The sequence below is a fragment of the Phenylobacterium sp. genome, from assembly GCF_046463815.1.
In the GTDB taxonomy this organism is placed as follows: domain Bacteria; phylum Pseudomonadota; class Alphaproteobacteria; order Caulobacterales; family Caulobacteraceae; genus Phenylobacterium.
Genome location: NZ_JBKBRO010000004.1, coordinates 51,543 through 74,564, shown reverse-complemented (window position 1 = coordinate 74,564; position 23,022 = coordinate 51,543). Strand labels below are relative to the sequence as shown.

Annotated in this window: 24 protein-coding genes; 17 read left to right on the top strand and 7 right to left on the bottom strand. The window is 70.5% G+C overall.

The annotated features are described in order from the left end of the window. Positions 1–88 precede the first annotated feature (88 nt). The 7 genes from ACK4TT_RS03605 to ACK4TT_RS03575 all read left to right on the top strand — a co-directional run bounded on the left by ACK4TT_RS03605 (position 89) and on the right by ACK4TT_RS03575 (position 6,074). Positions 89–301 (top strand): twin-arginine translocase TatA/TatE family subunit, encoded by a 213-nt coding sequence (locus ACK4TT_RS03605; RefSeq protein ID WP_410212464.1) that lies wholly within the window; start codon positions 89–91, stop codon positions 299–301. A gap of 74 nt (positions 302–375) precedes the next feature. Then, on the top strand, positions 376–867 hold the full coding sequence (gene tatB, locus ACK4TT_RS03600) for a Sec-independent protein translocase protein TatB (protein WP_410212463.1): 492 nt from the start codon (positions 376–378) through the stop codon (positions 865–867). Next, the gene (gene tatC / locus ACK4TT_RS03595) at positions 864–1,763 is read left to right on the top strand and encodes a twin-arginine translocase subunit TatC (RefSeq protein WP_409641430.1); all 900 of its coding nucleotides are present in this window, start codon (positions 864–866) and stop codon (positions 1,761–1,763) included. The genes tatB and tatC overlap by 4 nt, the downstream gene beginning before the upstream one ends. Before the next feature lie 63 nt (positions 1,764–1,826). Continuing rightward, positions 1,827–3,107: a serine--tRNA ligase gene (serS, locus tag ACK4TT_RS03590; RefSeq protein ID WP_410212462.1), complete on the top strand. Its 1,281-nt coding sequence runs from the start codon at positions 1,827–1,829 to the stop codon at positions 3,105–3,107. Continuing rightward, positions 3,104–3,877: a 5'/3'-nucleotidase SurE gene (gene surE / locus ACK4TT_RS03585; protein WP_410212461.1), complete on the top strand. Its 774-nt coding sequence runs from the start codon at positions 3,104–3,106 to the stop codon at positions 3,875–3,877. Before serS ends, surE begins: the two co-directional genes overlap by 4 nt. Positions 3,878–3,880: 3 nt before the next feature. Continuing rightward, positions 3,881–4,534, top strand: coding sequence for a protein-L-isoaspartate(D-aspartate) O-methyltransferase (locus tag ACK4TT_RS03580; RefSeq protein WP_409641422.1), 654 nt, complete (start codon positions 3,881–3,883; stop codon positions 4,532–4,534). Between the two features lie 112 nt (positions 4,535–4,646). Further along, positions 4,647–6,074, top strand: a complete 1,428-nt coding sequence (locus ACK4TT_RS03575; RefSeq protein ID WP_410212460.1) for a peptidoglycan DD-metalloendopeptidase family protein — start codon at positions 4,647–4,649, stop codon at positions 6,072–6,074. A 143-nt stretch (positions 6,075–6,217) separates the two neighbouring features. On the opposite strand, the gene ACK4TT_RS03570 is transcribed toward ACK4TT_RS03575, so the two are convergent. Continuing rightward, complete coding sequence (locus ACK4TT_RS03570; protein WP_410212459.1) at positions 6,218–7,057, bottom strand: ATP-binding protein; 840 nt, start codon at positions 7,055–7,057, stop codon at positions 6,218–6,220. A gap of 117 nt (positions 7,058–7,174) precedes the next feature. Here ACK4TT_RS03570 and yajC point away from each other — a divergent pair, with 117 nt between their 5' ends. The 6 genes from yajC to ACK4TT_RS03540 all read left to right on the top strand — a co-directional run bounded on the left by yajC (position 7,175) and on the right by ACK4TT_RS03540 (position 11,922). Then, entirely contained in the window at positions 7,175–7,522 is a 348-nt protein-coding gene (gene yajC / locus ACK4TT_RS03565; RefSeq protein WP_409642384.1) for a preprotein translocase subunit YajC, read from the top strand. A gap of 18 nt (positions 7,523–7,540) precedes the next feature. Continuing rightward, positions 7,541–9,145 carry a protein translocase subunit SecD gene (gene secD / locus ACK4TT_RS03560; RefSeq protein ID WP_409642381.1) on the top strand — a complete coding sequence of 535 codons (1,605 nt, stop codon included), beginning with the start codon at positions 7,541–7,543 and terminating at the stop codon, positions 9,143–9,145. Positions 9,146–9,157: 12 nt separating this feature from the next. Further along, complete coding sequence (secF, locus tag ACK4TT_RS03555; protein WP_409642378.1) at positions 9,158–10,120, top strand: protein translocase subunit SecF; 963 nt, start codon at positions 9,158–9,160, stop codon at positions 10,118–10,120. 18 nt (positions 10,121–10,138) lie between these two features. Next, positions 10,139–10,498, top strand: coding sequence for an Mth938-like domain-containing protein (locus ACK4TT_RS03550; RefSeq protein WP_409642375.1), 360 nt, complete (start codon positions 10,139–10,141; stop codon positions 10,496–10,498). 91 nt (positions 10,499–10,589) lie between these two features. Beyond that, entirely contained in the window at positions 10,590–11,195 is a 606-nt protein-coding gene (locus ACK4TT_RS03545) for a urate hydroxylase PuuD (RefSeq protein WP_409642372.1), read from the top strand. A gap of 64 nt (positions 11,196–11,259) precedes the next feature. Further along, on the top strand, positions 11,260–11,922 hold the full coding sequence (locus ACK4TT_RS03540; RefSeq protein WP_409642369.1) for a squalene/phytoene synthase family protein: 663 nt from the start codon (positions 11,260–11,262) through the stop codon (positions 11,920–11,922). Positions 11,923–12,078: 156 nt separating this feature from the next. Here the strand turns inward: ACK4TT_RS03540 and trmFO are convergent, their stop codons facing one another. Beyond that, a complete protein-coding gene (trmFO, locus tag ACK4TT_RS03535) occupies positions 12,079–13,479 on the bottom strand; it encodes a methylenetetrahydrofolate--tRNA-(uracil(54)-C(5))-methyltransferase (FADH(2)-oxidizing) TrmFO (protein ID WP_409642366.1) in 1,401 nt (466 codons plus the stop codon). 131 nt (positions 13,480–13,610) lie between these two features. Here trmFO and ACK4TT_RS03530 point away from each other — a divergent pair, with 131 nt between their 5' ends. Further along, positions 13,611–14,516, top strand: a complete 906-nt coding sequence (locus ACK4TT_RS03530) for a hypothetical protein (RefSeq protein ID WP_410212458.1) — start codon at positions 13,611–13,613, stop codon at positions 14,514–14,516. On the opposite strand, the gene ACK4TT_RS03525 is transcribed toward ACK4TT_RS03530, so the two are convergent. Both ACK4TT_RS03525 and uvrA read right to left on the bottom strand, forming a co-directional pair. After that, positions 14,513–15,124 carry a glutathione S-transferase family protein gene (locus ACK4TT_RS03525; protein WP_409642360.1) on the bottom strand — a complete coding sequence of 204 codons (612 nt, stop codon included), beginning with the start codon at positions 15,122–15,124 and terminating at the stop codon, positions 14,513–14,515. The two genes, ACK4TT_RS03530 and ACK4TT_RS03525, sit on opposite strands and share 4 nt — an antisense overlap. Positions 15,125–15,164: 40 nt before the next feature. After that, on the bottom strand, positions 15,165–18,065 hold the full coding sequence (gene uvrA / locus ACK4TT_RS03520; RefSeq protein ID WP_410212457.1) for an excinuclease ABC subunit UvrA: 2,901 nt from the start codon (positions 18,063–18,065) through the stop codon (positions 15,165–15,167). A 217-nt stretch (positions 18,066–18,282) separates the two neighbouring features. Between uvrA and ACK4TT_RS03515 the strand changes: the two genes are divergently transcribed. From ACK4TT_RS03515 to ACK4TT_RS03505, 3 genes are all read left to right on the top strand, one after another. After that, positions 18,283–18,933, top strand: coding sequence for a hypothetical protein (locus tag ACK4TT_RS03515; protein WP_410212456.1), 651 nt, complete (start codon positions 18,283–18,285; stop codon positions 18,931–18,933). A 78-nt stretch (positions 18,934–19,011) separates the two neighbouring features. Beyond that, a complete protein-coding gene (locus ACK4TT_RS03510; protein ID WP_410212455.1) occupies positions 19,012–20,268 on the top strand; it encodes a hypothetical protein in 1,257 nt (418 codons plus the stop codon). A 2-nt stretch (positions 20,269–20,270) separates the two neighbouring features. Beyond that, entirely contained in the window at positions 20,271–21,335 is a 1,065-nt protein-coding gene (locus ACK4TT_RS03505) for a hypothetical protein (protein WP_410212454.1), read from the top strand. A gap of 10 nt (positions 21,336–21,345) precedes the next feature. Here ACK4TT_RS03505 and ACK4TT_RS03500 read toward each other — a convergent pair whose 3' ends face one another. The 3 genes from ACK4TT_RS03500 to ACK4TT_RS03490 form a co-directional block, all read right to left on the bottom strand. Beyond that, entirely contained in the window at positions 21,346–21,651 is a 306-nt protein-coding gene (locus tag ACK4TT_RS03500; RefSeq protein WP_409642344.1) for a hypothetical protein, read from the bottom strand. 64 nt (positions 21,652–21,715) lie between these two features. After that, positions 21,716–22,186, bottom strand: coding sequence for a DUF1203 domain-containing protein (locus ACK4TT_RS03495; RefSeq protein WP_410212453.1), 471 nt, complete (start codon positions 22,184–22,186; stop codon positions 21,716–21,718). 27 nt (positions 22,187–22,213) lie between these two features. Beyond that, entirely contained in the window at positions 22,214–22,903 is a 690-nt protein-coding gene (locus ACK4TT_RS03490) for a 2OG-Fe(II) oxygenase (protein WP_410212452.1), read from the bottom strand. Positions 22,904–23,022 lie beyond the last annotated feature (119 nt).

The window sequence follows — 23,022 nt, the reverse complement described above, 5'->3', positions numbered from 1 at the left end:
GCGCTTCGTCGCCGTGGCGCGCCTCGCATCCCCGGACTATATAGGCCCCTGACGTCTCGCCGGGGGGACGCACAAGGAGTTTGGCCTCATGGGCTCTTTTTCCATCTGGCACTGGTTGATCGTTCTGGTCGTGGTGGCGCTGCTGTTCGGCGGCCGCGGCCGGCTGTCGAGCATCATGGGCGACGCCGCCAAGGGCATCCGCGCCTTCCGCGACGGCCTGAAGGGCGAGGGCGAGCAGGCGGAGGACACGACCGCCAAGCCGCTTCCCAAGGAGAGCGAAAAGGACAAGGCCCGCGGCTGAGGCCGCCGCGCTTTCGGCATCCGGCGCGCCGGTCCGCTTGATCGCGGCCGGCGCTTGCGTTTAGGCGGTCAGCCATGCTTCCCGAGATCGGCGCCACAGAGCTCCTGGTCATCGCCGCCGTGGCGCTGATCGTGGTGGGGCCCAAGGACCTGCCGTTGCTGATGCGGCGGATCGGCCAGTTCATGGCCAGGATCCGGGGCATGGCCGCCGAGTTCCGCGCCAGCTTCGACGACATGGCCCGCCAGTCCGAGCTGGACGACCTGCGCCGGGAGGTCGAGGCCATGCGCCGGGAGCAGGTGGCCGACCTGTCGATCACCGACGGGGCCATGAGCGAGGCCGCCAGCGATATCGAAAGGAGCCTGTCGGACGTCGGCGTCCAGCTCCATCCGCCGATGAGCCATCAGTACGCCGAGCCCGGGCCGTCGCCGGCGCCTGAACCCATCGCCCAACCGGCCAAGGCCCCCCGCAAGCCGCGGGCGACGGCTGCGAAGCCCAAGGCGGCGTCCGCCAAGGCCGCGACGCCGAAGGCGCCCGCCAGGGGGCGCGCCAAGAAGGTCGTGGAATGAGCCGCTACGACGATGACGACGCCGAGATCGAGGCCTCGCGGGCCCCGCTGCTCGACCACCTGATCGAGCTGCGCAAGCGGCTGATCGTCTGCGTGGCGGCCATCGTGGTGGGCTTCGTGGTCTGTTTCGGGTTCTCGACCACCATCTACGCGGCCCTGCTGCACCCGTTCGAGATGGCCGCGCGCCTGTTCGCGGCCCAGCGGGCGGGGCATTCCAGCGGCCCCTTCGACCTGCTGCTGGTGCTGGCCGGCCTGAAGGAGGTCCCCCAGCTCCAGGGCGAGAACCTGAGGCTCGTCTTCACCGCGCCGCTGGAATTCTTCTTCACCAAGCTGAAGCTCGCGGGCTTCGGGGCGGTGGTGCTGACCTTCCCGGTGCTGGCCTGGCAGGTCTACGCCTTCGTCGCGCCGGGCCTCTACAAGCGCGAGCGCCGCGCCTTCCTGCCGTTCCTGGTGGCGGCGCCCAGCCTGTTCCTGCTCGGCGCGGCGCTGGTCTACTTCGTCATCCTGCCGTTCGTGCTGTGGTTCTCGCTCAGCCAGCAGATCGTGGGCACGGGCGCGATCTCGGTGGAGCTGCTGCCCAAGGTCTCGGACTACCTGACGCTGGTCACCACCCTGCTGCTGGCCTTCGGCCTGTGCTTCCAGCTCCCGGTGGTGCTGACCCTGCTGGGCATGGCCGGCCTGGTGAACTCGGAGATGCTGCGGACCGGCCGGCGCTACGCCATCGTCGGCGTCTTCGTCGTGGCCGCGGTCGTCACGCCGCCCGACCCGATCAGCCAGACCCTGCTCGCCCTGCCGATCATCCTGCTCTACGAAATCTCGATCTGGTGCGTGGTGATCATCGAGCGTCGCCGGCGTCGGGAGGAGGCCGAGGCGGGGACGGACGTCGTCGCGACCTGACGCCCGCTTGGCGCCCCCGCCGACGCGCACTAGAGAGAGCCCCTCTAGCGACAAGCGGTCCCCATGCACGACATCCGAGCCATTCGCGAAAACCCCGAGCTTTACGAGAAAGCCTGGGCGGCGAAGGGCTCGTCCGGCAAGGTCGAGGATATCCTGGCGCTGGACGCCCGGCTGCGCGCCGCCCAGACCGCTCTGCAGTCGGCCCAGGCCGAGCGCAACGACGCCTCCAAGAAGATCGGCCAGGCCAAGGCCCGGAAGGACGAGGCGGAAGCCGCCCGCCTGATGGCCCACGTCGAGGCGCTGAAGAAGACGCTGGAGGAGCAGGGCGAGGTCGAGCGCGCGGCCGGCGATGAGCTCAAGGCCATCCTGTCCAGCCTGCCCAACATCCCGGCGCCCGAGGTCCCGGACGGCGCCGACGAGCACGACAACGTCGAGGTCCGCCGCTGGGGCGAGCCCTTCGCCATCGGGCAGGCGAAGGACCACGCCACCCTCGGCGAGGCCATGGGGCTGATGGACTTCGAGGCCGCCGCGCGCATGAGCGGCGCCCGTTTCGTGGTGCTGAAGGGCCAGCTCGCGCGGCTGGAGCGGGCCATCGGCCAGTTCATGCTGGACCTCCAGACGCAGGAGCATGGCTACACCGAGGTCAACCCGCCGCTGCTGGTCAACGATGCGGCGGCCTATGGCACCGACAAGCTGCCGAAGTTCGCCGAGGACCTGTTCCAGACGACGGACGGCCGCTGGCTGATCCCGACGGCGGAGGTGCCACTCACCAGCCTCGTGATGGGCCAGATCGTCGCCGAGGAGGAGCTGCCGCTGCGCTTCACGGCGCTGACGCCATGCTTCCGCTCGGAGGCGGGCGCCTCGGGCCGCGACACCCGCGGCATGATCCGCCAGCACCAGTTCAACAAGGTCGAGCTCGTCTCGGTCACCACGCCCGAGGAGTCGGAGGCCGAGCACGAGCGCATGGTCGCCTGCGCCGAGGCGGTGCTGAAGCGGCTGGAGCTGCCGTTCCGCACCATGCTGCTGTGCCGGGGCGACATGGGCTTCGGCGCCCGCAAGACCTACGACCTCGAGGTCTGGCTGCCGAGCCAGGAGAAGTACCGCGAGATCAGCTCGTGCTCGAACTGCGGGGACTTCCAGGCCCGCCGCATGGACGCGCGGACCAAGAAGGCCGGCGAGAAGGGCACGCGCTACGTCCACACCCTCAACGGCTCGGGCCTGGCCGTGGGCCGCACGCTCGTCGCCGTGCTGGAGAACTACCAGGACGAGGGCGGCCGGATCGCCATTCCCCAGGCGCTGCAGCCATACATGGGCGGGCTCACCCACATCGGGGGCGAGCGTTGAGGATTCTCATCACCAACGACGACGGCATCCACGCCGACGGCCTGGCCGCGCTGGAGCGGATCGCGGCCCAGCTCTCGGACGACGTATGGGTCTGCGCGCCCGAGTACGAGCAGTCGGGCGCGAGCCGGGCGCTGACGCTCGCTGAGCCGCTGCGGGTCCGCACGCTGGGCGAGCGCCGCTTCGCCACCACCGGCACGCCCACCGACTGCGTGATGCTGGGCGTCCACGAGCTGGTGAAGGGCAGGAAGCCGGACCTGGTGCTCTCGGGCGTGAACCGGGGCGCGAACCTCGCCGAGGACGTCACCATGTCGGGCACGGTGGCCGGCGCCATCGAGGGCATGGCCCTGGGGGTGCCCTCGATCGCGCTTTCCCAGATGGGGTTCTACGAGCCTGGCGAGAGCTTCGAGCCGGCCGAGGTCTTCGGGCCGGGGATCATCAAACGGCTGGTCGAGCTGGGCTGGCCCTCGGACGTGGTGCTCAACATCAACTTCCCCAATCGCCCGGTGTCCGAGATCACCGAGGTGGAGGTCACCCGCCAGGGCTTCCGCGACGTGCACGTCCGCCACGCCGAAAGACGGACCGACCTGCGGGGCAAGGAGTATTACTGGATCGGTTTCCGCAACGCGCGGTCCAGCCCGCCCGAGGGCACCGACCTTCGTGCGCTCTACGAGGGCAAGATCTCGGTGACGCCGCTCCATATCGACCTGACCCACCAGCCGGCCGTGTACGACCTGAAGGGCAAGCTGGGCGGGCCGCCGCCGAAGATCTGACGCATGGCCGAGCCGGACACGCCCGAGACCCGCATGGCCAGGCTGATCCTGGCGCTCCGCTCCCAGGGGGTGAGCGACCCCAAGGTGCTGAACGCCATCGAGAAGACGCCGCGCGAGCTCTTCACGCCCGAGCTGTTCAAGGAGCGGGCTTTCGAGGATTCGGCCCTGCCCATCGCCTGCGGCCAGACGATCAGCCAGCCGTTCATCGTGGGCCTGATGAGCCAGGCGCTGAAGGTCGACAGGCGCGACCGGGTGCTCGAGATCGGCACCGGCAGCGGCTACCAGACGGCGATCCTCTCGAAGCTCGCCCGTCTGGTTTATACGGTCGAACGCTATCGCACGCTGATGCGGGAGGCGGAGGGACGGTTCAAGGCGCTGGGCCTGACCAACGTCATCACCCGCTTCGGCGACGGCGGGGAGGGGTGGCCCGAGCAGGCGCCTTTCGACCGCATTATGGTCACGGCGGCGGCGCCGGGCGAGCCTAAGGCCTTGTTATCGCAGTTGAAGCCGAACGGGATCCTGGTGGCGCCGATCGGCAAGGGGCCGGTGCAGAGCCTTCGCCGCTACGTCGGCGACGGCAAGGGCGGGTTCGAGGTCGAGGACCTCATCGACGTCCGTTTCGTGCCCCTTCTCGAAGGCGTGGCCAAGGAGCTTTGAGGCCGCGAGGCCTCGGCTGCGTCGGTTTGCGGGTTGGCGGGGGCGCCGGCCCGCCGCCATGATCCCCCCCTACGCCCCGATGATTCTCTTTGACCTCCACCCCGGAGCGGCGATGACGCATTTCCCCACGCGCCCGATCCTGATCCTGCTGGCCGCCAGCGCGCTGACGGCGTGCGCGACGCCGAACTTCCCGATCGAGCCGCCGGTGATCCAGCCGCCGCCGCCCGCGGCCCGGCCCCAGACCCCGCCGCCCGCGGCCGCGCGCGTCGAGGAGCCGCCGCCCGAGGCGCCGCGCGCCGCCGCGCCCGTGGAATCGCGCCCGCTCGACGCTCCCCTGCCGGCCGCCCGTCCCCCAGAGGCCCGGCCCGAGGCTCCGCCGCCTGCCGTCCAGGCCCCGCCGCCCGCGCCGGTCTACAAGACCGTCACGACCCGCAGCGTGACTGGCAAGGTCGTGGACGTCGACGGCCCGCCCAAGATCTATGAGGTGAAGTCCGGCGACAATCTGGAGCGGATCGCCAAGAAGCTCGACACCACGGTCGAGCAGCTCAAGAAGGACAACAAGCTCAAGTCGGACGTCATCCGGCCCGGTCAGGAGCTTAAGGGACCCAGCAGCGACGCCAGGGCCTATGTCGTCGGGTCCGGCGACACCCTCTATGCGATCTCACGGCGCTTCGGGGTCTCCGCCAGCGCCATCGCCGAGGAGAATGAGCTTACGCTGAGCTCGACCCTGCGGCCGGGCCAGCGCCTGCGCCTGCCCGACGGATTCAAGGACAAGGGTCCGATCGTCACGACCGAGCGCGTGCAGGTCGAGGCGCCGCCGCCTCCCGTGCAGCGTCCGGCCCCGGTGTCGACTCCAGCCCCGGTCCGGACGGCCGAGGCGAGCCCGCCGCCGACGCCCGTCCGCACCGAACCGCCCGCGCCGCGCGCCGAGGAGCCGCCCCCGCGCCTGCCCTCGCAGCCCCAGCCCTACACGGGCCGGGCCCAGCCACCGCCGGCCCCGGCGCGCACTGCGCCCCCGCCGGCCCAGGCCGCGCCCCAGGTTGCGTCCCGGCCGACGCCGCCGCCATCCGGCCCGACGCCCACGATCACCGGGGCGCCGGTCGCCTCGGCCCCGCCCAGCGACGCCCAGGTCTCGCAGATGGGCCGCGGCCGCTTCGTCTGGCCGGTGCGGGGCGACATCCTGTCGGGCTTCGGCCCCAAGGGACCGAGCCAGCGCAACGACGGGGTCAATATCCGCGCCAGCACCGGCGACCCGGTGCGGGCCGCCGCGGCCGGCGACGTGGTCTATGCCGGCGACCAGGTGCCGGGCTTCGGGAACCTGGTGCTGATCAAGCACGCGGACGGCTGGGTCACGGCTTACGGCCACCTGGCCCGCGTGGACGTGAAGATGCAGCAGAAGGTCACCCAGGGCCAGCAGATCGGCCAGGTGGGCTCCACAGGCGGCGTCACAGAGCCGCAGTTGCACTTCGAGGTCCGCTACGCGCCCAATCCCGAGGAACGCGCCCGGCCGATCGACCCGGCGCTGGTGCTGCCGAGATGATTTCCCTCCCTTAATGGGGAGGGACAGGCCGCGTGAGCGGCCAGGGTGGGGGAGTGGCGACCGGACTGGGGGTCTGCCGCCTGATCAGCACCTCCCCACCCGTCTTGCTGCGCTCGCCACCCTCCCCACGAGGGGGAGGGAAATCAGAGCGGCAGGCTTTTCCCCAGCTCGCCGGCGAGGTCGCGGATGAACTGCCAGGCGACGCGGCCCGAGCGGCCGCCGCGCATCTGGGCCCACTGGAGGGCGCGGCGCTCCAGGTCGGGGACTGTCAGGCCGTAGCGCTTCGCATAGCCCGCCACGGCGGCGAGGTAGGTCGGCTGGTCCATGGGCGGGAAGCCGATCCACAGGCCGAAGCGGTCCGAGACGCTGACCTCCTCCTCGGCGTCCTCGTGGGCGGCGACCATGCCGCGGTCCTCGACATTGGTGCGCGGCATCAGGTGGCGGCGGTTGGAGGTCGCCACGAAGAGGACGTTGGCCGGCGGGCCCGAGACGCCGCCTTCCAGGGCCGACTTCAGCGCCTTGGCGGCGGCCGCGCCTTCCTCGAACGACAGATCGTCGCATAGCACAACGAAGCGCTCGGGCCGGGTCCTGAGGTCGTCGAACAGGCCGGGGAGGGCGGTCACCTGGTCGCGGTCCACCTCGACGAGCTTCAGCGCGGCGTCGTCGGCGGCGACCGCCATGAAGGCGGCCTTGGCGATCGAGCTCTTGCCGGCGCCGCGCACGCCCCAGAGCAGGACGTGGTTGTAGGGCAGGCCCGCGGCGAACCGCTCGAGGTTCTCCAACACCCGGGCCTTCTGGCGGTCCACGCCCATCAGGCTGTCCAGGGGCAGAGGATAGTCGGGCGCGGGGTGGAAGGCGCCGGTGTCGGGATCGTGCCGGAACAGGCGTGCGCCGGCGAACGTCGTTTCGGTGCGGGGCGGGGGCGCCAGGCGTTCGAGGGCCTGCGCGATGCGTTCCAGGAGGGGTTTCAGCTCGGCGTCCATGGCGCGACGGCTTAACCGGCCCCAGGTTCCATTGCAAAAGGCTGACGCTGCGCATAGCTTCCGCCGACTTTCGAACGGGGCCGCTTGGGGCCGCCCCGCCCGCAATCCGGAGAGGCCATGTTCGCCACCCCTGCCTACGCCCAAGCCGCCGGCGGCGCCGCCGCCGGTCCCGAGGCCATGCTGATCCAGTTCCTGCCGCTGATCGCCCTGGTCGCGCTGTTCTACTTCCTGATGATCCGGCCGCAGCAGAAGCGGATGAAGCAGCACCAGCAGATGCTGAGCGCGCTGAAGCGCGGCGACACCGTCGTCCTTTCCTCGGGCATGATCGGCAAGATCGTCCGCGTCGAGGACAAGGAAGTGGGGGTCGAGGTCGCCACCGGCGTCACGGTGAAGGTGGTCAAGTCGATGATCGCCGACGTCCGCGCCAAAGGCGAGCCGGCCGCGGCGAACGACGCCAAGGCCTAAGCGAAAAGCCGCCTTCCGATGCTCAACCTTTCGCGCTGGAAGGTTCTCCTCGTCGTCCTGTCGGTGGCGCTCGGCGTGCTCTTCGCTCTGCCGAACGTGCTGCCGCCGGAGACCCGGGCGAACCTGCCGGGCTTCCTGCCTAAGAAGACGCTCAATCTCGGCCTGGACCTCCAGGGCGGTTCGTACCTCCTGCTGGAGGTGGACACGGCCGCGCTGCGCGCCGAACGCCTGACCAACACGGTCGAGGATGTCCGCACCCAGCTTCGCGAGGAGCAGATCGCCTTCACCGACCTCGGCGTCGTGAACGGCGCCGTGTCGGTGCGCATCACCGACCCGGCGCAGATCCAGGCGGCCCAGAAGCTGCTGCGCAACACGCTCGGCGCCCCGCTGGCCGGTGTGGCCGGCGGGCGCGACGTGACCGTTTCGACCGAGGCCGACCAGCGCATCCGCATCGCCTTCGTGCCCGAGGCCCTTCAGTCCGAGGCCGCGCGGGCGGTGGAGCAGTCCATCGAGATCATCCGCCGCCGCATCGACGAACTGGGCACGCGCGAGCCCACCATCATCCGCCAGGGCGCCGACCGCATCGTGGTCCAGGCTCCGGGCGAGAGCGATCCCGAGCGCCTGAAGAACGTCATCGGCCAGACCGCCAAGCTGACCTTCCAGATGGTCGACGAGACGGCCGACCTCAACGAGGCCGCGGCCGGCCGGGTGCCGCCCGGCTCCGAGCTGCTGCCCAGCGAGGACGGCGTGACGCCCTTCGTGGTGGTCAAGCGCCGCGCGGTGGTCACCGGCGAGATGCTGACGACCGCCAACCAGGCGTTCCACCCCCAGACCGGCCAGCCGATCGTCGAGTTCCGCTTCAACGGCCAGGGCGCCCGCCGCTTCGGCGACGCCACGACCCAGAACATCGGCAAGCGCTTCGCCATCGTCCTCGACAAGAAGGTGATCTCGGCCCCGGTCATCAATTCGGCCATCACCGGCGGCTCGGGCTACATCGAGGGCAACTTCACCCCCCAGAGCGCCAACGACCTGGCCGTGCTGCTGCGGGCCGGCGCGCTGCCGGCGCCGCTGAACGTCGAGGAGCAGCGCACGGTGGGCGCCGAACTCGGCGCCGACGCCATCAAGGCCGGCCAGATCTCCACGGCGGTGGGCTTCGCCGCCATCGTGGTCTTCATGCTGCTGGCCTACGGCTTCCTGTTCGGCGGCATCTCGATCGTCGCCCTGCTGGTCAACGGCCTCCTGATCATCGCCGTCATGAGCCTGACCCAGGCCACGCTGACGCTGCCGGGGATCGCCGGCCTGATCCTCACGCTCGCGGTGGCCGTGGACGCCAACGTGCTGATCTACGAGCGCATGCGCGACGAGATTCGCGCGGGCCGCTCGGTGATCGCCTCGATGGACGCGGGCTTTTCCCGGGCCATGAGCACGATCGTCGACGCCAACGTCACGACCATCCTGGCGGCGCTGATCATGTTCCAGTTCGGCGCGGGCCCCGTGAAGGGCTTCGCCTGGACGCTCTCGATCGGCGTCGTGACCTCGGTCTTCTCCGCCGTCCTCATCACCCAGGTGCTTCTGGCCTGGTGGTTCCGCGCCACCCGCCCGAAGTCCCTGCCGATCGCTTAGGAAGGCCCCGCCATGTGGCCCCTGATCAAGATCCTGCCGGTCAAGACGAACTTCGCGTTCGTCCGCTTCGCCAAGTTCGCGGCGGTGCTGTCGATCGTCATGGTGCTGGCCTCGCTCGGCCGGTCGCTGTTCCCGTTCGCGCCGCCCTGCGGCGGCCTGTCGTGCGGCATCGACTTCAAGGGCGGCACGGTGCTCGAACTCTCGACGGCGCCCAAGGCCGTCGACCTGGCGACGGTGCGCGGCACGCTGGAGCGGATGAACCTGGGCGACGTCCAGGTGCAGGCTTTCGGCGCCGACACCTCGGCCCTGGTGCGCTTCCAGACCCCGGAAGGCGCGAGCCCGGCCCAGACCGCCGACCGCGTGAAGGCGGCCCTGACCCAGACCCTCGGCCAGGTGACGTTCGCCCGCGCCGACGTGGTGGGCCCCAAGGTCTCGGGCGAGCTCTTCCGGAGCGGCCTGATGGCGCTGGGCCTCGCGATCGGCCTGATGCTCGTCTACATCTGGTTCCGCTTCGAGCTGCAGTTCGGCGTCGGCGCCGTCGTGGCCCTGTTCCACGACGTGATCCTGACCTTCGGCATCATCGCCTTCGCGGGCTTCGAGTTCAGCCTGACGACGGTGGCGGCGATCCTGACCATCATCGGCTACTCGATGAACGACACCGTCGTGGTGTTCGACCGCCTGCGGGAGAACCTGCGCAAGTACAAGCGCATGCCGCTTCGCGAGGTCATCGACCTGTCCATCAACGAGACGCTGTCGCGGACGGTGATCACCGGCCTGACGGCGATCCTGGCCCTGGGCGGCCTGGCCGTGTTCGGCGGCTCCAGCCTCTACAGCATGTCGCTCATCCTGATGTTCGGCATCATCATCGGCACCTATTCGTCGATCTACGTCGCGGCCCCGGTGATCCTGCTGTGGGGCGTGAAACGGAACGACGAGGAGGCCGAGCCGCTCAAGCCGGCCAAGGTCCAGCCCTAAGGCCAAAGGAGCGGCCGCATGGCCCGCAACGCCCCCACGGTCGACGCCTACGGCGACGGCGGCTTCCGCCTCTCGGGCGAGCGCCATGAGGGCTCGGTGCTGATCCTGGGCGATGAACCGCGCGCCTGGGCCGTCGCGAGCCTCGCCGACCTCACGGTCGAGGCGCTCGCGCCGGTGCTGGAAGCCGGCCGCGCCCAGGTGGAGTTCGTGCTGCTGGGGGTCGGCGCGCGCAACGCGCTTCCGCCCCGGCCCGTGCGGGAAGCCCTGCAGCGGGCCGGCATCGGCCTGGAGTTCATGGACACGCCGGCCGCAGCCCGCCTCTACAACGTGCTCACCGCCGAGGGCCGCCGGCTGGCCGCGGCCCTGATCGCCGTCTGACCCCCCCAAGAGGCTCCTCCAGCGTCGCCTTTCAGCCTGCGGCGAAACGCCCTATACGAGTCCCCTGGGGAACGACTTCGGAGGGCAAGTCATGGCTGGACTACTCGCTAATCTTCGCAACACGCTGATCGTCAGCTTCATCCTGGCGCTGATCATCGTCGCCGGTTACGGCATGCACAACGCCGCCTGGGACCAGATCTTCTGGCAGGGCGTGTTCCGCTGGCTGCACGTGGTGTTCGGCATCCTGTGGATCGGCCTGCTGTACTATTTCAACTTCGTGCAGATCCGGAAGATGCCGGAGATCCCGGCCGAGCTTAAGCCGGCGGTTTCGAAGTACATCGCGCCCGAGGCGCTGTTCTGGTTCCGCTGGGCGGCGCTGGCCACCTGGGTCATGGGGGTGATCCTGGCGTGGAACCGCGGCTACCTGGTCGAGGCCTTCACCCTGGGCGCCATGGACGGCTTCCAGGCGCCGCAGCACACCTTCATCGGCCTGGGCATGTGGCTGGCGACGGTGATGTTCGTCAACGTCTGGGCGTTCATCTGGCCGGCCCAGAAGATCGCCCTGGGCATCGTCGAGGGCGACGCCGACGCCAAGGCGGCGGCCGGCCGCAAGGCCATGCTGTTCTCCCGCATCAACACCCTGCTGTCGGTGCCGATGCTGGCGACCATGACCATGAACCAGACGATCTTCGGCTGACGCCGAGCCCGATCTCTGCGAGAAGGCCCGCCCATCGCGGCGGGCCTTTTTTCGCATCCGGACCATGAGCGACGACCTCGACGACCTGATCCGCCGGATCGATCCGGACCGCTGGCTCTCCAGCCGGTTCATCGGCGACGCCCAGGCGCGCGCCGACGTGATCGTCCTCTACGCCTACGACCACGAGCTCGCCCGGGCCCCTAGGGTGGCCTCCAACGCCCTGCTTGGGGAGATCCGCCTGACGTGGTGGCGCGAGGCGCTGGACGAGATCTACGACGGCCATCCGCCCCGACGGCATCCCACGGTCCAGGCCCTGGCCGACGTGGTGCGCCGGCGCGGCCTGCCCAAGGCGCCGCTGGAGACGATGATCGACGCCCGCTACCGCGAGCTCGACACCGCGCCGATGAAGCCCAACGAGGCGCTGGAGTGGGCGCGGGACACCGGGGGCCTGGCCGCCGAGCTGGCCGCCATGATCCTCGCGCCGGGGGCCGGGACGGGACCCGCCCGGGCGGCCGGGACCGCCTGGTCGCTGGCCCGCCGCGCCGCCGATCAGCCCCGGCTGGCGGGGACGTCCGCCCGGACGCTGGAGGGCGCCCGCCAGGCGGTGCGGTCGCTGCCGGCGGCGGCCTTCCCGGCCGTGGCGCACGCGGCGCTCGCGGGGCGTCGGCGGTCGGCCGTGCTGGACCGCCTGCGGATGATCTGGGCGGTGGCGCGGGGACGGATCTAGCTTCCCTCCCTTAATGGGGAGGGAAATGCTCGTCGCAGACGAGCGAGGGTGGGGCAGTGTGCACCGGGCGCCGGGATCGGCCGGTGACGCGCCTGGTCGACACCTCCCCACCCTGGCCGCTTCGCGGCCTGTCCCTCCCCAGACGGGGAGGGAAGGTTATTCCGCCGCGACCGCCTGGGCTTCGCCCAGCCAGGCGTCGAGGTCGGAGAGCGCGCGTTCGCCGACCATGCGCTTCTTCAGCCGGGTCTTCTCCTTGGCCCCCAGACGGCGGCCCTCGGCGTCGCGCTTGGGCGGCTCCATGGGCGGGATCAGGCCGTAGTTGATGTTCATGGGCTGGAAGGAGCCGCTACCGGCCTCCAGGTGGCCGCCGGTGATGTGGCCGATCAGCCCGCCCAGGGCCGTGGTCGGCGGCGGCGGGACCACGGGACGGCCCAGCCGCTCGGCGGCGGCGAAGCGGCCGGCCAGCAGGCCCACGGCGGCGCTCTCCACATAGCCCTCGACGCCGGTCACCTGGCCCGCGAAGCGCAGGCGCGGCTGGGCCTTCAGGCGCAGGGCCCGATCCAGCAGGCGCGGGCTGTTGATGAAGGTGTTGCGGTGCAGGCCGCCCAGCCGGGCGAAGACGGCCTTTTCCAGGCCGGGGATCATCCGGAAGACCTCGGTCTGGGCGCCGTGCTTCAGCTTGGTCTGGAAGCCCACCATGTTCCACAGCGTGCCGAGCGCATTGTCCTGGCGAAGCTGCACGACGGCCCAGGGCTTCTCGTCGGGCCTGTGGGCGTTGGTCAGGCCGACCGGCTTCATGGGGCCGTGACGCAGGGTCTCGCGGCCGCGCTCGGCCATCACCTCGATGGGCAGGCAGCCGTCGAAGTAGGGGACGTGCTCCCACTCCTTGAACTCGGACTTGGGGCTCTTGAGCAGGGCGTCGATGAAGGCCTCGTACTGCGCCTGGTTCATCGGGCAGTTGATGTAGGCGGCCGCGTCGCCGCCGGGGCCTTCCTTGTCATAGCGCGACTGGCGCCAGGCCACGTCCATGTCGATGGACTCCAAGGTCACGATCGGCGCGATGGCGTCGAAGAACGAGAGCTGGTCCTCGCCGGTAAGCTTGAGGATCGCCTCGGCCAGCGCGGGCGAGGTGAGGGGGCCGGTGGCCAGGATGACGCTGTCCCAGTCGCGCGGCGGCAGGCCGGCGACCTCCTCGCGGGCGATGGTGACCAGCGGATGGGACTCCAGCCGCTCGGTGACGGCCTGGGAGAAGCCTTCGCGGTCCACGGCGAGCGCGCCGCCGGCCGGCACCTGGTGGGCGTCGCCCGCGGCCATGATGATCGAGCCCAACCGGCGCATCTCGGCGTGCAGCAGGCCCACGGCGTTGCCGGTCCAGTCGTCGGCGCGGAACGAGTTGGAGCAGACGAGCTCGGCCAGCTTGTCGGTTTGGTGGGCGTCGGTGCCGCGCACCGGGCGCATCTCGTGCAGCACGACGGGCACGCCGGCCTGGGCGATCTGCCAGGCGGCCTCGGAGCCGGCCAGGCCGCCGCCCACGACATGGATAGGGGTCATCGACATGCGTGGCTAACTAGCAACGATCGGTGTGGATCGCGAGCGGGGCCTTGCGCGCTTGGCAGGGTGCGCGCCAATTACGCATCTGAAGGAGCGGCTCGAATCGCGCCGTCAAGGCGTCGGGCCAAGGGACGAGAATGGCTGGGTTTTCGGCGACGGACGCCGCGCTTGAAGGGTTTCGGATCGCCAGGGAGCGTCCGCGGAAGCTCCTGGCCGCCAGCATCTTCATGTTCCTGGTCAGCGTCCTTCAGGTCGTCATCGAGGTGAACATGCCCGACGAGGCCCGCGCCGCGCTCGCGGCCCTGGGCGGGCAGGAGACGCTGGAGGCCGGGCCGTTCTTCGAGGCCCTGACCATCCTGTCGCCGCTCTTGTTCTTCAGCCTGCTGGTGCAGTGCATGATGGCGGCGGCCATCTACCGCGTCCTGCTGCGGGGCCAGACGGGCTCGATCCGCCTGTTCCGCGTCGGGCCCGTCGAGTTCCGGCTGATGGCTCTGGCCCTGATCTACGTCGTGCTCTTCGCCCTCTTCATGGCCGCGATCACCCTGGTCGGCATGATCCTGGTCATGCTGGTGTCGGGCCTGGGCGAAGGCGTCGCCATGTTCGTCGGCACGCTGGCCTGGCTCTGCGCGGTGGGCCTCACCGTCTTCGTCGGGGTCCGCCTGTCGCTGGCTCCGGTCATAACCTTCGACCGCGAGAAGCTGGCCCTCTTCGATTCCTGGACCGTGACGCGCGGCCAGTTCTGGCGCCTCGCCGGCGCCTATGTGCTGACGCTGTCGCTGATCGTGGTGGTCGCCCTGGTGGCGATCCTGGTCTTCCTGCCGGCGGCGGGCATCGCGGTGATGGTCTCGGGCGGCAGCCTGGCCGACGTGTGGCAGACCTTCGCCCTGCCCGAGGAACAGACCCTGTCGGCCTACTTCCAGCCGATCCGCGTGGCCTACATGCTGGTCTCCAGTGTGTTCAGCGCCTTCTGGTACGCGGTGATCGCCGCCCCCGGGGCCTACGCCTACCGGGCGCTGACCAGCCAGCCGCCGCCGGCGGCCTAGGCGCTGGCGCTGGGCCGTGCGGCGACCCGGTCGCGCCAGGCCCGCAGGTTGGCGGCCTCCTCCAGGAGCGGCAGGCCGATCCACTCGGCGAAGTCCACCGTCGTCAGCAGGCAGATGTCGGCGATGGTGAAGTCGTCGCCCGTCAGGTGGGGCCGGTCCGCCAGCTCGCGATCCAGCCACCGCTGCGCGGCCGTGTAACCCTCGCGGTTCGACTCGCCGTAATCCTTGAACTGGGTGATCAGCCGGGCCGTCAGGGGATGGGCGTGCCGCCAGAACGCGCCGACGGGCGCCATCACCGTGAACTCCACGCGGCGCACCCACATGTCGACCAGCGCCTTCTCAACCGCCGTGCGTCCGAACAACGGCGGCTCGGGCCGCACCTCCTCGAAGTAGCGGCAGATGGCGACCGTCTCCGAGATGCAGGTCCCGTCGTCCAGCTCCAGCGTCGGGACCTGGCCCAGGCTGTTGCGCGCCCGATGGTCGGGCGACTTGTGCTCGCCCTTCATCAGGCTGACCGGCGTCTCTGGCAGGTCGACGCCCTTCTCGGCGAGGAAGATCCGCACCCGCCTGGGGTTCGGCGCCGGCTTCGGCGCGCCATAGAGCTTCAAGGCCTTCCCTCCCGATGGTTTCCGGCAAGGTAACCGGACTTCAGGCGCCGACCAGCGCCTTCTTGCGGACGCCCGCGCGCTGGCGGTGGCGCTCCAGCAGCTCGGCGAGGTAGCGGCCGGTCCAGCTCCGCGGATTGGCGGCCACCTCTTCGGGGCTTCCCGCCGCCACGATCTCCCCGCCGCCGTCGCCGCCCTCGGGTCCGAAGTCGACGATCCAGTCGGCGGTCTTCACGACGTCGAGGTTGTGCTCGATCACCACCACGGTGTTGCCCTGGTCGGCCAGCTCGTGGAGCACCTCCAGCAGCTTCTTCACGTCCTCGAAGTGCAGGCCCGTTGTGGGCTCGTCGAGGATGTAGAGCGTCTTGCCGGTGGCCCGGCGCGACAGCTCCTTCGACAGCTTCACCCGCTGGGCCTCGCCGCCGGAGAGCGTGGTCGCCTGCTGGCCGACCTTCACGTAGCTGAGGCCGACGCGCTTCAGCGTCTCCATCTTCTCGCGGATCGGCGGCACCGCCTTGAAGAAGTCGGCGGCCTCCTCGACGGTCATGTCGAGGACGTCGGCGATGTTCTTGCCCTTGAACATGATCTCGAGCGTTTCGCGGTTGTACCGGCGGCCGTGGCAGACGTCGCAGGTGACGTACACGTCCGGCAGGAAGTGCATCTCGATCTTGATCAGGCCGTCGCCCTGGCAGGCCTCGCAGCGGCCGCCCTTCACGTTGAAGCTGAAGCGCCCGGGGCCGTAGCCGCGGGCCTTGGCCTCGGGGAGGCCGGCGAACCAGTCCCGGATCGGCTGGAAGGCGCCGGTGTAGGTGGCCGGGTTCGAGCGCGGGGTGCGCCCGATCGGCGACTGGTCGATGTCGATGACCTTGTCGAAGTGCTCCAGCCCCTCGATCCGCTCGTGGGGGGCCGGCGCGTCCGAGGCGTTGTGCAGCCGGCGCGCGGCGGCCTTGTAGAGCGTCTCGATGGTGAAGGTGGACTTGCCGCCGCCCGAGACGCCGGTGATGCAGGTGAAGGTCCCGACGGGGATCTCGCCGGTGATGGTCTTCAGGTTGTTGCCGTGCGCGCCGACGACGCGCAGCACCTTCTTCCTGGAGATGGGGCGCCGCTGCTCGGGCACGGCGATCTCGCGGGCGCCCGAGAGGTACTGGCCGGTGAGGCTGGCCGGGTTGGCCATGATGTCGGCGGGAGTCCCCTGGGCGATGATCTCGCCGCCGTGGACGCCGGCGGCCGGGCCCATGTCGATGACGTGGTCGGCGGTCAGGATCGCCTCCTCGTCATGCTCGACGACCAGGACGGAGTTGCCGAGGTCGCGCAGGCCCTTCAGCGAGGTGAGCAGGCGGGTGTTGTCGCGCTGGTGCAGGCCGATGGACGGCTCGTCCAGCACGTAGAGCACGCCGGTCAGGCCCGAGCCGATCTGGCTGGCCAGGCGGATGCGCTGGCTCTCGCCGCCCGACAGCGTGCCCGAGGCGCGGCTGAGGTTCAGATAGTCGAGGCCGACGTTCACCAGGAACCGCAGGCGGTCGTTGATCTCCTTCAGGATCCGCCGGGCGATCTCCATCTGCTTGTCGGTGAGCTGGCCCTCCAGGCTCTCGAACCATTCCTGGGCATGGCGGATGGACAGCCGCGAGGCCTGGCCGATGTGCTGGCCGGCGATCTTCACCGCCAGGGCCTCGGGTTTCAGGCGATAGCCCTCGCAGGCCTCGCAGGGCGTCTCGGACTGGTAGCGGCCCAGTTCCTCGCGCACCCACGCCGAGTCCGTCTCGCGCCAGCGGCGCTCCAGGTTCGGCAGCACGCCCTCGAAGGTCTTGTTGACCTCGTACTTGCGCGCGTTGTCGTCGTAGATGAAGCGGATCTTCTCGTCGCCCGAGCCGTAGAGGATCACCTTGCGGGCCTGTTCCGGCAGCTTCCAGAACGGCTCGTCCATCGAGAAGCCATAGTGGCGCGACAGCGCCTGGAGCGTCTGGGTGTAGAGCGGCGAGGGCCCCTTGGCCCAAGGGGCGATGGCGCCCTTGTGCAGGCTGCGGTCCTTGTCCGGCACGACCATGTCGGCGTCGAAGGCGAGCTTGGCGCCCAGGCCGTCGCAGACCGGGCACGCGCCGTAGGGATTGTTGAACGAGAAGAGGCGCGGCTCGATCTCGCTGATCGTGAAACCCGAGACGGGGCACGCGAACTTCTCGGAGAAGATCAGCCGCCTGGGCTCGGTCTGGCCGGGCTCTAGGTCCGCCCATTCGGCGACCGCGATGCCGTCGGCCAGGCGCAGCGCCGTCTCCAGGCTGTCGGCGTAGCGGCCCTCCAGGCCGGGCTTGGCGACCAGCCGGTCCACGACCACGTCGATGTCGTGCTTGAGCTTCTTGTCGAGGGCGGGCGCGTCCTCGATCGGATAGAACTCACCGTCGATCTTGAGGCGCTGGAAGCCCGCCTTCTGCCACTCGGCGATCTCCTTGCGGTACTCGCCCTTGCGGCCGCGCACGACGGGCGCCAGCAGGTAGAGGCGGGTCCCCTCGTCGATGGCCGCCAGCTTGTCGACCATCTGGCTGACGGTCTGGCTCTCGATGGGCAGGCCCGTGGCCGGCGAATAGGGCACGCCCACCCGCGCCCAGAGCAGGCGCATGTAGTCATGGATCTCGGTGACCGTGCCGACCGTCGAGCGCGGATTGCGGCTGGTGGTCTTCTGCTCGATGGAAATGGCCGGCGACAGGCCCTCGATGAGGTCCACGTCGGGCTTGCTCATCAGCTCCAGGAACTGGCGGGCGTAGGCCGACAGGCTCTCGACGTAGCGCCGCTGCCCTTCCGCGTAGATGGTGTCGAAGGCGAGCGAGCTCTTGCCCGAGCCCGACAGGCCGGTCAGCACGACCAGCTCCCCGCGCGGGATGTCGACGTTGACGTCCTTCAGATTGTGCTCACGCGCCCCGCGCACGCGGATGAAGTTCTGGTGGTCGGCCATCTTGTCCCGGAAACACTCTTGGCGCCGTGGAAGCTCCCCCGCGGCGAGACCGCCTAATGTAGGGAACGCGAGTCAGGCGTAACACGGGAACACAAAAGGAACAAAGGCTCGGCGCGGCCTGCGCCGCAGGCCTGCTGACACCATGGTGGCAACAGGACGCCGGATTGCCGCCGCGGCCCCGCCGTGGCTTGTTTGCGGGGGCAGGAAGGAGACGGGCATGACGATCGTCCGCGGGAGCCGGATCGCCGCGTTGGGCGCGGTCCTGACGCTGATGGCGACCCCGGCGCCGGCCGCGGCGGCGGAAGCGGCCGTTCCGGATGCGGCCAGGCCCTTCCGCTGTCCCACCGCCCGTCTCGACGGCCTGACGCCGGCGCAGGCCGAGGCCGCCGGCGCGGCGCTCAAGGACGTCTGCGCGATCCTGGCCTCGGATGCGTTCCAGGCCCGGCTGCGGGCCGGGACGTGGCTGACGGGGTGCCCGGTCGCGCCGTGGTCCCGCGCCAACCGGATCGGCGGCGGTGAAGGCCTCGCCCGGCTCAGCGAGGGTGTGCCCGACTTCACGCTCCAGGCGGAGAAGGCCGGCTGGAGCTCCACCATCGCCATGACCGACGTCGCGAACCGCACCATGCGGATTCGGCCGGGGTGGTTCGATCACGCCGCCTCGCCCGACCGGGCCGTCCGGGCCCTGTTCCTCAACACCCTGGCCCACGAGATGACCCACCTGGTCTCGCCCCCCGGCCGGCCGGGCGCCTACCAGTTCACCGACAGCCGCTACTGGCTGCCCTGGTGCGGCCGCGACCGCATGTTCAGCTACGGCGTGGGGGACCTGGTGGCGGCCGCCTGGCTCGAGGCGAGCGGTCGCGCAGATTGACCCCTTCCTCTTTTCAACCACTGCGGTAGTCTTCCCCTTGGGGTAGGGCGCCGGCGCGCGGCATGGGGGGACGGCGCCTTGAACAGACGGCAGATGATGACCGCCCTGGCGGCGGGCCTGGGGGGCGCGATCGGCGCGGGTCCGCGCTCCAGCGTGGCGGCGGTCGATCCCATGACCGTGGCGATGATCGCCAGCACGTCGATCGGCCTGATCCAGGGCTTCGTGAAAAAGGGCGACGGCGGGCTGTCGGCCATGCTGCGCGCCCAGTTCGAACTGCTCACCGTGGTGATCGGCCAGCTCGAACAGGTGCAGGCGAGCCTTGGGCGCATCGAGGAGGCGATCGCCGACCTGCCGGCCCAGGTGCGCGAGATCGTGCGGCGCCAGTACGGCGACCAGCTCATCGCCCAGATCCGCGGCGGGGCCGGGGACTACAACTCGTTCCTCAGGGCCTATGTCGCCTCGCCCTCGGTCCTGGAGAGCGAGCCGGTGCGTCGCCAGCTCGCCGATATCCTGAGCCGGGCGGCCGACCGCCGCTCGACGCTGACGGTGCTGGACTACGGGCGCGGGCCCGAGGCGGCCATGGTGCTGCCCATCAGCATGGCGCTGGAGATCGCCTGCCTGTCGCACCTGCGGTTTCCGACGCCGATCATCCGTTCGCGCCTGGTCGACTACTCGAACTGGATCGACCTGATGATGCGCCCCGGCCTGGCGGGCTCCATTCCCACCCGGCGGGCCGAGGCGGTCGCCGCGCACGACAGCCTCATCGAGGCCGCGATCCAGTCGAACCCGCTGGCCGCGAAGATGGACCTGGGCAGGATGAAGCTCTCGGCCGCCCAGCGCGTCGACGAGGTCGACGTGTCGCCCTGCGCCTTTCTCTGCGTCATGGACGTGATCACCGAGGGCGGGCAGAACGGCCCGACCAGCATCGGCGCCCGCCGCCTCCTGGGATCGATCTGCCCGGGCGGCTACATGGGCTCGCGGTCGGTCAAGCTGGTCGAGAACCCCACCCTCGGCGTGTTCCTGTTCGAACAGGTCGAGCTGGACATGGCGACCACGCGCTCTTCGGCCAGCCTGGGTCCGCCTGCCGGGCGCAAATGCGACATCCGCCGCATTCCGTCCCAGGGCGGCATCTCGGAACTGCCGGCCGCGCGGACCTACCAGTACGTCGAGCAGGCCTATCCGTTCCTCCAGGACCAGCACAAGTCGGCGCTGGGCGTCGCCCTGGCGAAGGCCAACGAACAGCGGGCCCAGATCGCGCTGACGCTGCACGCCGAGGCCCTGCTGGACCATACCCGCCGCCAGTTGGCGGACTTCCGAGCGACCCTGGGGGGCTGACGATGCGCAACCTGATCCTGGCCGTGCTGCTGGTCCTGGGGGTCGCCGGGGCGGCCGCCGCCCAGCCGCTGCCCCAACCCTGGACGCCGCAGTTCGACGGCGATCTCGGCGACGTCATCGAATACTACAACCAGCGCCTCACGGACCTGGCCGACCGCAAGCGGATGCGCGACGAGGTGGTGACCAACCGCAAGGCCATGGAGGCCGCGCTCAAGTGGAGCGGCCAGCGTGGCTTCCTGATCGAGCAGCGGGTCCAGAAGACGGCCGGGCCGACCGGATGGCAGCGCCGTCCGCTGGGCGGGCCGGTGATGCACGGCGTGGGCGCCACGCCCGCCGACGCCTACGCGGCCAGCACGCTCCGCACCAGCCTCGAGGCGCCCTTGCCGACCTTTCAGTTCGACCCGGACTCGTCCTTCTTCATCTGGGTCGAACCGCACCGCACATGGACCGGCGCCCTGAAGCTGCGGCCAGCCGAGATCCCGCCGGGCGAGGGGTTCGCCGGCACCGTCCGTCAGGAGGCGCTGGCCCAGCTCGCCGACGTAGCCGTCGCCCGCGCCAGCCTCGAGGACCACCGGGCCCGCGTGCTCGAAGGCATGGTCAAGCAGCTCAGGCGCGAGACGGCCAACGCCGAGCGGCGCGAACGGCTCGACCGCCAATACCTCCAGTACCGCCAGCAGCGCGACAAGGTGCGGGAGATCCAGACCCGCCTGGACCAGGAGCTGCGCCGCGCCCAGCGGGTCGATGGCCTGATGAACACGCTGAACGTGCTGCGCGGCGTGGCCACCGTCGCCACCATGGTGATGCAGGTGGAGGCCGCGCTGGACAATCCGCCGACCCAGCAGCTTCGCGACGCCCGCACGCCGGACGATGTGATCCGCATCACGGACGAGTACCGCCGGCAGACCGGCGACCGGGTCGAGGCCTATCGGCGCGAGATGACCGTGGAGGGGCCGAGGGCGCGGGACCTGCAGCTCGAGCTTGGAGAGATGCTGCGCCAGGGAAACGCCCCTCCGGCGCTGCAGAACAGGCTGTTCCTCTGCCCCACGGACCATCCCGGCTGCCCGTGAGGGCGCGGCGTCAGAACCGGCGCGTGTAGGCGACCTTCGCGGCGCGGATCTGGAAGCCCTCGTCGTCGGTCCAGGCGTCCTTCACGGGGATGTCGACGTTCGGGACCTCGCGATCGGCGCGGATCACCAGGCGGATCGGCCGGGCCCGCTGGACCGTCGCCGACGGCTTCGGTGACGCTGGGCGTTCGGCCCGCACGGCCTTCGCCGGCCGGACCTCCGGCCCCGTCCCCGGCTGGGCCAGGGCGGGCAGGGGCGCGGCCCCAGCCCCGGCTCCCAAGGCGGCGATTACCCCCAGAACCTTAAGCGAAACGGCCACGTCCTTTGGTCTCCTCCGTCGAACAGGACGGCGAAACCCGTTTCGCGAACGTTGGTTGCGATCCTCACATTCTTTCGATCCGGGCGGCGTAACAGCCGCGACCGGCGTAATGGGCATGGAGGTAGGCGACGCCCGGCTGTTCCAGCATCCGCTCGACGGCCGCCTTCAGCTCGGCGACCGGGATCAACTGGCCATCGGTCATCATGCCGTCGGCGTCGAAGGCGCGCAGGGACGTGAAGGGCCGCGCCGTCAGCACCGGCGGCAGTTCGTCCACGTAGCGGCGGGTCTCGGGCGCCTGTTCCCCGACGAAGATCGCGTGCGAGGCGCGGAACGGCGTGTCGGCCGGCTGGTGCTCGTAGTTCATGAGGAGCACCGTGTCGCCCACGGGACGGTCCTCCAGCGTGATGCGGCAGGGGAAGCCGACCGGCGAGGTCACCGCCATCCGCTGGACGCCGCCCGCGGCGAGTTCCGCGTCCGAGAGGCCGAACAGGGGGCGGAAGTCCTCGATGGGCAGGCCGGTGACGACGAACGGCATGGGCGGGTCTCCTGGGGCTCGGGGTGGTCAGGCGGCGTCGTGGAAAATGACGCCCAGGGTGTGGCGGCGGCCGGCGCGCAGGCGGCTCACGCCATGGCGCAGGTTGACGCGATAGACGCCGCGCGCGCCGCGCACCGGGCGGTGATGGACGGCGAAGACGAGGGCGTCGCCCTGGCGCAGGGGCGCGACCTCGGCGCGGGACTGCATGCGCGGGCGCTGCTCGGTCAGCACGAACTCGCCGCCCTCGAAATCGCGGCCCGGCTCGGACAGCAGCACGGCGACCTGCAGCGGGAAGACGTGCTCGCCGTAGAGGTCCTGGTGCAGGCAGTTGTAGTCGCCGGCGCCGTAGCGCAGCAGCAGCGGCGTGGGCCGCGTCTGGCCGGCGGCGTGGCAGCGGGCGAGGAAGTCCGCATGCTCGGCCGGGAAGCGCGCGGGCAGGCCCATGGCCGCGTTCCAGCGGTTCGCGATGGCGGCCAGCGGCGGATAGAGGTCCGTGCGCAGCGCCTGCACGCGCGGCGGCAGGTCGTAGCGGAAGTAGCGGTACTCGCCGCGCCCGAAGCCGTGCCGGGCCATGACGACCGTGCTGCGGAACAGCTCGGGCCGGTCGTACCAGCCGGCGATCTCGGCGCAGGCGTCCGCGTCCAGCAGGCGGGGGATCAGGGCGCAGCCGTGGGCGTCGAGTTCGGCTTCGATGCGGGACCAGTCCGGGGCGTTCATGCGGCCTAGGTCGGCGATGCGGCCCCCGACCTCAAGGCGCCGCGCGAATGGCGGGTCCGAAAGCCGCGAATCCGGAAGCCTTGGCTCCGGCGGGGTCCGCGCCTAGATGAGGGGCCAGC